The 10,859-nt window shown below is 47.6% G+C and carries 7 protein-coding genes; 2 read left to right on the top strand and 5 right to left on the bottom strand.

The genetic code is table 11. The annotated features are described in order from the left end of the window. Nucleotides 1-1,833, bottom strand: coding sequence for a DUF294 nucleotidyltransferase-like domain-containing protein (locus OH460_RS10715; protein WP_269997216.1), 1,833 nt, complete (start codon nucleotides 1,831-1,833; stop codon nucleotides 1-3). Between the two features lie 232 nt (nucleotides 1,834-2,065). Here OH460_RS10715 and OH460_RS10720 point away from each other — a divergent pair, with 232 nt between their 5' ends. Together OH460_RS10720 and OH460_RS10725 are read left to right on the top strand one after the other, a co-directional pair. Continuing rightward, nucleotides 2,066-3,247, top strand: coding sequence for a 3-phenylpropionate MFS transporter (locus OH460_RS10720; RefSeq protein WP_269997031.1), 1,182 nt, complete (start codon nucleotides 2,066-2,068; stop codon nucleotides 3,245-3,247). Between the two features lie 130 nt (nucleotides 3,248-3,377). Continuing rightward, complete coding sequence (locus OH460_RS10725) at nucleotides 3,378-6,809, top strand: hybrid sensor histidine kinase/response regulator (protein WP_269997032.1); 3,432 nt, start codon at nucleotides 3,378-3,380, stop codon at nucleotides 6,807-6,809. 79 nt (nucleotides 6,810-6,888) lie between these two features. Here the strand turns inward: OH460_RS10725 and OH460_RS10730 are convergent, their stop codons facing one another. The 4 genes from OH460_RS10730 to OH460_RS10745 all read right to left on the bottom strand — a co-directional run bounded on the left by OH460_RS10730 (nucleotide 6,889) and on the right by OH460_RS10745 (nucleotide 10,856). Then, on the bottom strand, nucleotides 6,889-8,274 hold the full coding sequence (locus OH460_RS10730; RefSeq protein ID WP_239938032.1) for a class II fumarate hydratase: 1,386 nt from the start codon (nucleotides 8,272-8,274) through the stop codon (nucleotides 6,889-6,891). Between the two features lie 12 nt (nucleotides 8,275-8,286). Next, complete coding sequence (locus OH460_RS10735) at nucleotides 8,287-8,673, bottom strand: hypothetical protein (RefSeq protein WP_269997033.1); 387 nt, start codon at nucleotides 8,671-8,673, stop codon at nucleotides 8,287-8,289. A gap of 202 nt (nucleotides 8,674-8,875) precedes the next feature. Next, a complete protein-coding gene (locus OH460_RS10740) occupies nucleotides 8,876-10,579 on the bottom strand; it encodes a sodium:solute symporter family protein (RefSeq protein WP_061033590.1) in 1,704 nt (567 codons plus the stop codon). A 10-nt stretch (nucleotides 10,580-10,589) separates the two neighbouring features. Beyond that, complete coding sequence (locus OH460_RS10745) at nucleotides 10,590-10,856, bottom strand: DUF4212 domain-containing protein (RefSeq protein ID WP_008219570.1); 267 nt, start codon at nucleotides 10,854-10,856, stop codon at nucleotides 10,590-10,592. Nucleotides 10,857-10,859: the final 3 nt, after the last annotated feature.

Consider the following 10,859-nt stretch of genomic DNA (forward strand, 5'->3'; position numbering starts at 1 on the left):
CTAGTCCCTTATCTGATAGTGGTAGCCGAGCCATTGCTTGAATTTCTTAACCACGTGCAGGCTATGACGAAGCAGATCTCGATCTGCTCGCTCCATTAGTTTGACGTCGATTTTATTGCTGCTGTGCTGTTGCGACAGGCGTTGTGATAAACGCCACTTAAAAAACTGCTTGAGCGCTTCACTGAGGTTATCCGCGGTGCTTTGCTCTAGTACCTTCTTACTCACGAGATGCTCAATGCGTTCAAAGGTGTTATTGACCGTCACGCCGTGTTCAAGGCTCAGTGCTCTAACACCATGCACTATAGGGAAAATACCACCTTGTTTGATGTCGAGTCCGGACTTGGACTGTTTCACATTACCAAACAGGGTCAGGGGAACTGAGAAGTTAAGGGCAGGGCGGCAGAACTCGGTCAGAATTAATTCCTGTCCGAGCATCAAATCACTCAAGTGCTGCTTAACGGGGAGTAACAGGTCTCTATTGCCTGCAACAGCATGTGCATCCGCCATGATCGCAATATCCATCACCGTATCTGGCGTCGCTTTTCTTACCCAACTGGTGAGAGTTTGTTTCCATTCTTGTTCTGAGTGAACCCACTTCGGGTTGTTGACCATGACGTTGCCAGGACACAGTGGATAACCTAACTGTTGCAACGTATGAGTGAGATCATTCATGGCGTTTTGGCATTGGTGCCACTCTAATCCGTCTTGAATGATCAACGCATTGTCTTGATCGGTTTTGAGTATCTGTTCTCCGCGTCCCTCTGAACCCAGCACGATGAGGCAGCAATGGTTGTGTAGTGCAGGGGGAATAACCAGTTCAAATGCCTTTTCAATAATCTGTTCATTTACGGCTGAAATTAGCTCCATGATAAAGCGTGTACGAATGCCATTACTGAGTAGGCTTTCGACCAATTGACGCTGCTTGTTGGAAGCCATGGCCAATTCTTCAATGCTAGTGGCTCGAGCGATACGCAAAGTAAGAACATGCGAGTGAGTGGAGAACGCACTGAGTATTTGCGTCATATCCACCATGCCGACCGCATTTAACCCATCACAAACCATCAGCCTTTTTACACGATTCCTTGTCATGGTGATCATGGCGTTAAACAAGAAGTCACCATGATTAACATGCAAAACAGGGTAGGTTGCTATCTCGCCGACAGGTGTATCGAGCGGGCGATCATCAAGCATCACCGCGTGTAATAAATTGGTCCGTGTGACGATTCCGTACGGAAAGGAACGTGATGATCCAAAAGCTTTTGGATCATCATGTTCCAAATGAACCAAGGCCGAGTCTAAGCCTTGTTCTTTAAGGGTTTGAGTCACTTGATTGATAGGCTGGTCGGGTTCAAGTATCAGTGGTGGGTGATAAATCGAATCATCGACTTTGGTCAGTATGAACTCGGCAAGGTTCTGCTGTTGCTGAGCGGCTTCAATCAATGCTTTTCGGGTCGAGAGGTTGCTATCAAAGTAAGCGGCGAATTGGCCGTTAGCGTGGTATAGCTCAAGAAAAACGTCGCTTGGTAATAGGTAACTTAGTGTGTCTTCCAGTGCGATATATTGATGTTTGGTGTGAGGCTCAAACTGGCTGCGCACATCGAAAATATCGTCATTGGCATAGTGTGCATAGATCTCTCCGTCACTGCTAGCGCGCTCTTCGACAGCCCCTTTAATCAGAATATGCAGGTGGCGGCTCGGGCGGTCGGCCTCCAATATCACTTCGTGTGCTCGGTAGTAAACCACATCTAAAGCTGAGCGTAGCGTTAACTGTTCCGCTTCAGACAAGCTATCAAAGGGCGGGTGCTGCATATTAAATTTGTCAGGCATAAGCAATCGCAAGGGAGTGAGAGTCTCTTTTTAGTGTGACAAATTACCAGCGAAGCTCCAGACGACTTTAGTCTAAATGAGAGAGTTGTGACTTTTGCACGTTGGATTTTTGAGTTAAATACGACAGAGATATTTATTGAATATGGGAATGCTATCCCCGCAATAATTCCCTTTTTCATCTTTTGTGACCTAGGCATAATTGGCGCTTCCTTGTTCCACACATTTTTATAGGTCGCCTATGTTTAATCCTTCCCCTTATGGCTGGATATCCCAGTATTTTCTTGGTTTCTTTTTTGCCTATGGCGTTTATCTGCCATTTTGGGCGCTGTGGTTTGAAGACCAAGGCGTTTCTGCGGGGGACATTGGCGTATTGATTGGTGTGGGTTTGGCTACGCGTTGTGTTGCCAACTTTGTGATAACACCACGTATCTATAAAGTTGAGCATTTAATGCCAGCATTGCGTTGCCTCAGTTTTGTCGCGCTATTATTTGTTGGTTTCCATTTCTTTACCGGTGGTAGCTTTTTATTGATGCTGCTAGCAACGGTAATGTTCAACCTCTGCTATGGACCGATTATTCCGCTTTCTGATGCAATGGCGAACCATTACAGCCGTCTCAAGATGCTCGACTACGGACGTACACGCTTGTGGGGTTCAGTGGCATTTATTGCGGGTTCTACCGTGGTTGGTTATCTGGTGGCTGAATTTGGCACGGATATGATTTTGTATACTGCGCTGGCTGGGGTGTTGGTTTCTCTGTTGCTCGCGATGAGAAACCCGAACGTAATGCCGGTGACAGAATCAGAGCAAGTGGCTGAAAGACCTAAACTTGGTCAACTATTACGTGAATCATCGGTAGTGAAGTTTCTTGCATTGATGGCACTGCTTCAAGGAAGCCACGCTGCGTATTACAGCTTTAGTGCGATTTACTGGAAAGAGGCGGGGCACTCTGAGGCGATCATCGGTTATCTGTGGAGCTTGGCTGTGGTTGCTGAGGTGGCAGTATTTGCTCTGAGTAAGCGACTGTTTGCTGGATTATCATTGCGCACTCTGTTTGTGATTGCTGGCATCGGGGTCATGGCTCGTTGGGGGATCACCGCATCAACGACTACGATTCCAGTATTGATAGTGGCTCAGCTGTTGCACGGCGTGACATTTGCCATGGCACACATCGCTGCGATTCAATACATCCAGTCTCAAGAGTCGAACAAAATGGTGGCATTGCAGGCTCTGTACAATGCGATACCACTTGGCGCCTTTATCGCATTAATGACGACCCTAAGTGGCTGGGGCTACGAATTGTGGGGTGCGAATATCTTCTGGGGAATGGCTGCGATGGGTGCAATTGCCCTGTTTATCAAGCTTGATGAAAGAAGCTCTGTGGTTGAAGTTAATCACCCCGAGTCAGAAGCTCATAGCTGATAACCAATAGTGATTATTAGAGTCTAAAGCACAGAATTTAAGCGATGCGATTGAGTTAATGACTCATCCTTAGTTAAATGAAACCTCTCCCTTATGGAGAGGTTTTTTATGGATGAAGAAAGGGTTTTCAATGCAAGGATGGGTAGTAATTCCAGTCTCTTTAGCCTACTTGGGCGTGTTATTTCTGATCGCTTGGTATGGAGACAGGCAGGTTCGTTGGCTATCGCGTTGGCGACCGTGGATCTATAGCCTCTCTATTGCGGTGTATTGTACCTCGTGGACCTTCTATGGAACGGTGGGTCAAGCGAGCAATAACCCTTGGTCTTTCTTACCCATCTATCTTGCACCGATTTTGGTCTTCACCCTTGGGTGGCGGATCTTAGCGCGACTGATTCTGATCGCGAAGCGGGAACATATTACCTCAATTGCCGATTTCATTGCGGCTCGCTATGGTAAATCTCAAGGTTTAGCGGTAGCGGTGACGGTTATCGCTGTGATCGGTATTCTGCCTTATATCGCCTTGCAACTGCGTGGTATCACCATGGGGTTGGATATCGTTGCCCCGAGTCTGGCTCAAGATTTTGGCTATCAGGATTACCATGTTTCTTGGTTTGTGGTCGGTGCGCTGGCCATTTTTACCATGCTGTTTGGTACAAGGCACATCGATAACACGGAACATCACCGCGGCATGATGATGGCGGTGGCGTTTGAGTCCATAGTTAAGTTGGCGGCATTTCTGATTGTTGGCTTGTTTATTATGTATCTGGCGATGAGCAGCGACAAGATTGACCTGCTAGACGTGGCAGCGAGCACTTATGAGTCGCCGAATATTCCGACCTTAATTATCCATACTGTTTTGACCATGTTGGCGATTGTCTGTTTACCACGCCAGTTTCATACCATGGTTGTTGAGAATGAACGCCCTCAAGATCTGCATACCGCTCGCTGGTTATTTCCGCTTTATCTGATTTTGATGGGGCTGTTTGTTCTGCCAATTGCATGGGCGGGGCAAGGGCTGCTTCCAAGCATGCCTGCAGATACGTATGTGATTAGCCTTCCGATGGCTGAAGGTGCGAATCACATTGCCTTGCTTGCGTTCCTTGGCGGTACATCTGCTGCCAGTGGTATGGTAATTGTGTCGACCATCGCGTTGGCGATCATGGTGTCGAACGATTTAGTGATGCCGCTATTGCTGCGCCGTATGCGCCTTACCCAAAGGACTCATCGCCACTTCTCTGGGTTGCTATTGGTGATTCGTCGCGGGCTTATTTTATTGCTTCTACTTGGTGCTTGGTTGTTCTATCAGGCGCTCGATACCATTCATTCCTTGTCTGCGATTGGCTTCCTTTCGTTTGCGGCGATTGCTCAATTTGCTCCGGCACTGATTGGTGGTTTGTACTGGCGTCCGGGTAATCGCAAGGGTGTTTATGTCGGTTTAATGGTTGGCTCGGTGATTTGGCTCATTACCTTGATGAGTCAAACCAGTATGTTGGCTGGCGACAGTCAAAGTAACTTGCTGCTGTGGATCATCACACCACCAGAGTTACTCAGTAGTTGGGATATTAGCAGTTCAAACTGGGGGATAGTGCTGAGTATTGTGCTCAATACTTTGTGTTATGCCGTGGTTTCTATTTCGACCAGGCCAAGCCTAAGTGAGCGCTTACAATCGGCGGCATTTGTTGGTACGCCGCTACCTGAAAATGAGAACATTAGCCTTTATCAAAGCCGTGTAACCGTGGCTGAACTAGAGATGTTGGCATCTCGGTTTGTCGGTCGCAAGCGAGCGAAAAGCGCTATCCAAAGTTACTGGCAGCAACACGGTCAACCGCTGCTTCCTAATCAACAAGCGCCAGCAAGCTTGATTCGACATGCTGAGCGTGTACTGGCGGGTGTGTTTGGAGCTTCCTCTGCTAAGTTGGTACTCACTTCTGCTCTACAGGGCAGAAATATGCAGCTTGAAGAAGTGGCGACCATCGTTGATGAAGCCTCTGAGTTGTACGATTTCAGCCGTGGCTTACTGCAAGGGGCGATTGAGCACATTGGCCAAGGAATTGCGGTGGTGGACAAACAGATGAGGTTGGTGGCATGGAATCAGCGTTACTTAGAACTGTTTGAATTCCCTGCTGGCTTGATACAAGTGGGCAGGCCGATCTCCGATGTGATTCGCCATAATGCGCAGCAAGGTTTGTGTGGTCCGGGTGACCCGGAAGATCATGTGCGTCGCCGTGTTTATCATTTGGAACAGGGTACACGACACACTTCTTCTCGCATTCGTCCTGATGGTCGAGTGATTGAGGTGCAAGGCAATCCAATGCCAAGCGGCGGCTTTGTGATGAGCTTTACCGATATCACGGTATTCAGACAAGCAGAACAGGCACTAAAAGACGCCAATGAAAGCTTGGAATCAAGAGTGCACGAACGAACTCAAGAACTCGAAAAACTCAATCATCGCTTGGTCAAGGCGACACAAATTTCTGATCAAGAATCGCAATCTAAGAGTCGTTTCTTGGCGGCAGTAAGCCACGATTTGATGCAGCCACTTAATGCGGCGCGCTTGTTTGCTTCGTCACTTTCGGAGGTAGCAAAAGAGCAAGAGGTGAAGCAGCTTTCATCCCATATTGAAAGTGCACTGGGTGCGGCAGAGGACTTGATTGGTGATTTGTTGGATATCTCACGATTAGAGTCCGGCAAGCTGGAAACTAACATTCACGCCATTGCGGTGCATGATGTGCTCGCTAACTTGAATGCTGAATTTAGCGCCTTAGCGACGCAGCAAAAAATTGATTTCAAGATGATCCCATCATCCCTGTTTATTCATTCTGACCCTAAGCTGTTAAGGCGTGTGATTCAGAACTTTTTGACTAACGCTTTCCGCTATAACCCAGAGGGGAAAGTGGTGCTGGGAGCAAGACGAGTCAACGGGCAGGTGCGAATCGATGTGTGGGATAACGGAACTGGTATTGATGAGGACAAGCAACAAGAGATCTTCGAAGAGTTTACTCGTGGTAGCCAAGTGCGTTCCGATCAAGGCTTAGGGCTTGGTCTTGCGATTTCTAAAGGTATTGCTCATGTGCTTGGTCATCAAATATCGATGCGCTCATGGCCGGGGCAAGGCAGTGTTTTCTCTATAACCTTAGCAAGAGCGGAACAAGTGGCTCCGGTTGTGCAAGCTGCTGCGCCAGTGGCGAGCAGTGACATCGAGCACCTTAAAATCTTGTGTGTTGATAATGAACGAGAGATTTTGGTTGGTATGGAGAACCTGATTGGCCGCTGGGGTTGTGAGGTTAAAACGGCAGTTGATCTGGTCGAAAGCTTGAAGTGTCTAGACAATGATTGGCAGCCGGACGTGATCTTCTCGGACTATCGTCTTGATAATGGGCGAACAGGGCTTGAGGTGTTGCAGCAGTGTCGCTTGCGCCTTGGAGATTCCTTTGAAGGGGTCATCATTAGTGCCGATAGAACCGATGACATGTTGGCGGCGATAAAGGCCAACAGCTTTAGCTTTATTGCCAAGCCAGTGAAACCACTAAAACTCAGAGCAGTGTTGAATCGTGTGAGTTAATTTAAGTCATTATTAGATCCTAATAAGGCCTCTGATGAGGCCTTTTTTGATCCGATCGACTTGTTATGAGTTACTGGTTTTAACCTGCGATACCACCTTGAGTGAGCGCGGTTGGGTCAAGCAACTTGCTGAGTTCTTCTCGGCTTAGATCGGTTTCTCGCTCGGCAACATCAAGGATTGGCAAACCCTCTTTGTAGGCTTTCTTGGCAATATCTGCTGCCTTTAGGTAACCAATCACAGGGTTAAGTGCAGTCACCAGAATTGGATTCTTTGAAAGCGCTAAATCCAGATTGTCTTGGCGCACCGTGAAGGTTGCAACCGCTTTATCTGCTAGCGCGACTGAACTGTTAGCTAAAAGCTCGATACTTTCTAATACGTTATGAGCAATCACTGGTAGCATCACATTCAGTTGGAAGTTGCCAGATTGGCCCGCTACCGTAATGGTGGTGTCGTTACCAATCACCTGCGCTGCCGCCATCGCTGCAGCTTCTGGTATTACAGGGTTCACTTTGCCCGGCATGATAGATGAGCCTGGTTGTAGCGCCTGCAATTCAATTTCTCCTAAGCCAGCTAATGGACCAGAGTTCATCCAGCGAAGATCGTTTGCGATCTTCATGATCGCAACTGCTGCAGTTTTGAGCTGACCCGAAAAGGCAACGATCGCGTCTTGACTGCTGAGGTTGAAAAAGAAGTTTTCACTCGAGTTAAAGCTGATCTTTGTCGACTGCGACAGGTTACTTGCAAACTTATCGGCAAAGCGAGGGTCAGCATTGATGCCTGTACCTACCGCCGTTCCACCTTGAGCAAGCGCTTTAATAGCGGGCAGGGTGCTTTCAATCGCTTGCTTAGCGTGTTCAATCTGGAACTTCCAGCCACCTAATTCTTGAGCAAAGGTAATCGGCATCGCATCCATTAGGTGAGTACGGCCGGTTTTCACGACCTCAGCCAGCTCTTGCTGTTTAACGGTAAGTGCTTCAGAAAGGTGAGTTAATGCAGGCAGCAGTTTGTTTTCAGCCATCAGTGCGACACTGACTTGGATCGCGGTTGGTACCACATCGTTACTGCTTTGTCCCATATTGACGTGATCGTTTGGGTTCACGTCGCCTTGCAAACTTCTTGATGCGAGTGTCGCAATCACTTCGTTGGCGTTCATGTTGGAGCTAGTACCAGAGCCGGTTTGGTAGACATCGATCGGGAATTGATCGAGATGTTTACCATCGATGATCTCTTGGCTCGCATCGGCGATCGCATTGGCAATATCACCTTCTAATAAGCCCAGTTGAGCATTGGTATCAGCAGCTGCTTGTTTGATTAGTGCCAGTGCTTGAATGAAGCTGGTGGGCATCTTGTGGGAGCTAAACGCGAAATTATCTGCGGCACGTTGAGTTTGTGCTTGGTATAGCGCATCAGCAGGGACTTTTACTTCCCCCATGCTGTCTTTTTCAATTCGATATTGTAGGGTCATCTTCTATCCTTGTTAGCCAAGTGGGGCTTGGACTTGTTGTAGTGTCTGGCTGAGATTCAAAAAACGCGCTTGGCCATGTGGTTGCTGGCAGTAGTGGCGTTTTAGATAAAATAATGGTGAGTGAATTGAGTCTAGGCAGATATGACGAAAGGTAAAACTGCGCTCAGGTGACTCAATCGCTTCAATCAGATGGAAGAAAACTTGGCGCAGGTACAGTTCGCACAGCAAGATGTTTTCTTGGGCGGCGTGTTTTTCATAGTAGGCGGCAAGCGTTTGTGCACACTCGATGTAGTCTCGAATTACAAACGGCTCGTGCCCGTGAACTTGCTCTGAGGAGGTAAAGCGATCCTGCGCTTTGTAGAACCTCGAATAGAGAACCTGCTGCTCTTTCACCATCATTTTCATCTCTTTATTGGATGTTAATGATAATTATTATCAAATGAAACTTTAAAAACAACCCTTTGTTTCTGTTTTTATAAAACGGTAGGCAAAAGAAAAAAGCCGATACATAACGTATCGGCTTTCTGAGATTCAGTACCTAATCCCTACAATGTAAGTACTGATTCATTTTTTGCTAAACATCTTTGTTTCGAGGTCATGCTTAGTGGTCGTGAGCTTCACCTGCACCTTTCGGGTAACGGATGTTTTCAACCATCTCTTGTACGTCTTGTGGTACTTCAGCAGTTACCTTGTTTACCGCAATTGAAACTACGAAGTTTAGACACATACCTAGCGTACCGATGCCTTCTGGGCTGATACCAAACCACCAGTTTTCAGGTGTGCTTGCTGCTGGGTTAACGAACTTGAAGTAGATGATGTAGCTTGCTGTGAAGGCAATACCTGTCAACATACCTGCAATCGCACCTTCCTTGTTCATCTTCTTGTAGAAGATACCTAGGATGATTGCTGGGAAGAAGGATGCTGCGGCTAAGCCGAAGGCAAACGCAACTACCTGAGCTACGAAGCCTGGAGGGTTAATACCCAAGTAACCTGCACCGATAATTGCGACCATTGCTGCCAAACGAGCGGCTAGTAGTTCCTGCTTGTCGGTCATGTTTGGTCTGAAGCCTTTCTTCAACAAGTCATGTGAAATCGATGTTGAAATTACCAATAGTAGACCAGCGGCTGTTGATAGTGCGGCTGCTAGGCCACCGGCTGCCAGTAGCGCTACAACCCAGTTTGGTAGTTTTGCTAGTTCTGGAGAAGCCAGTACGATGATGTCACGGTTAATCTTCATCTCGTTGCGCTCATCGCCCGAGTAGAACATTTTGCCATCGCCGTTCTTATCTTCCCAACCTACTAGACCAGTGCTTTCCCAGTTTTTGTACCAGCTAGGTGCGTCTGCTGCTGCGACACCTTGCATGTCTGGGCCGTTAATCGTTTCAATCATGTTTACACGAGCGAATGCTGCAACGCCTGGTGCTGTTGTGTATAGCAATGAGATGAACAGTAGTGCCCAACCTGCTGAGATACGAGCATCACGTACTTTAGGTACTGTGAAGAAACGGATGATTACGTGTGGAAGACCTGCAGTACCCACCATTAGAGCTGCACAGATGAAGAATACATCCACCATGCTCTTGTTACCTTCGGTATAGGCGGTAAATCCGAGCTCTTCAGTCAGTCCATCCAGTTTATCGAGTAGGTAAACGTCTGTGCCTGAAATCGTTGAACCCATACCAACTTGTGGAAGCGGGTTACCTGTCATCATGATTGACGTGAAGATTGCTGGAACAAGGAAGGCGAAAATGAGGACACAGAATTGAGCTACCTGCGTATAAGTGATGCCTTTCATGCCACCAAGTACTGCGTAGAAGAACACAATACCCATACCAATGATGATACCTAGGTTAATGTCGACCTCTAGGAAACGAGAGAATACTACGCCCACACCACGCATTTGACCTGCAACGTATGTGAATGATACGAAGATTGCACAGAATACCGCTACCATACGTGCTGTTTTCGAGTAGTAACGCTCGCCGATAAAATCAGGAACCGTAAACTGACCGAACTTACGTAGGTAAGGTGCTAAACATAGCGCAAGTAGTACATAACCACCTGTCCAGCCCATTAGGTAAACCGCACCGTCGTAACCAACGAATGAGATGATACCTGCCATTGAGATGAATGACGCTGCCGACATCCAGTCAGCGGCTGTCGCCATACCGTTTGCTACTGGGTGTACACCACCGCCCGCAACGTAGAATTCACTCGTAGACCCTGCGCGAGCCCAGATTGCGATGCCGATATACAGTGCGAAAGTGATACCGACGAGAATAAACGTCCAAGTTTGAATATCCATGTTCTAGCCTCTAGTCTTCCTGTACGTTGTATTTTTTGTCGAGCGCATTCATGCGGACAACGTAAATGAATATCAGCGCCACGAAGGTGTATATCGAACCTTGTTGAGCGAACCAAAAGCCGAGCTTAAACCCGCCAAACTGAACGGTGTTGAGGGCATCAACAAATAAGATGCCTGCGCCGTAAGACACTGCGAACCAGATCGCGAGCAGTGTTCCCATAATTCCCAAGTTTTCCTTCCAGTAGGCTTGAGCATGTTCCGTAGATTCGAACGCCATTGC

The organism is Vibrio sp. Makdt, from assembly GCF_027587015.1.
GTDB lineage: Bacteria > Pseudomonadota > Gammaproteobacteria > Enterobacterales > Vibrionaceae > Vibrio > Vibrio chagasii_B.

Bases quoted from the DNA above. Each gene is read 5' to 3' on its own strand.
- OH460_RS10745 (WP_008219570.1), bottom strand. From the start codon at position 10,856: ATGGCGTTCGAATCTACGGAACATGCTCAAGCCTACTGGAAGGAAAAC.
- OH460_RS10730 (WP_239938032.1), bottom strand. From the start codon at position 8,274: ATGACCCTACAATATCGAATTGAAAAAGACAGCATGGGGGAAGTAAAA.
- OH460_RS10720 (WP_269997031.1), top strand. From the start codon at position 2,066: ATGTTTAATCCTTCCCCTTATGGCTGGATATCCCAGTATTTTCTTGGT.
- OH460_RS10735 (WP_269997033.1), bottom strand. From the start codon at position 8,673: ATGATGGTGAAAGAGCAGCAGGTTCTCTATTCGAGGTTCTACAAAGCG.
- OH460_RS10725 (WP_269997032.1), top strand. From the start codon at position 3,378: ATGCAAGGATGGGTAGTAATTCCAGTCTCTTTAGCCTACTTGGGCGTG.
- OH460_RS10740 (WP_061033590.1), bottom strand. From the start codon at position 10,579: ATGGATATTCAAACTTGGACGTTTATTCTCGTCGGTATCACTTTCGCA.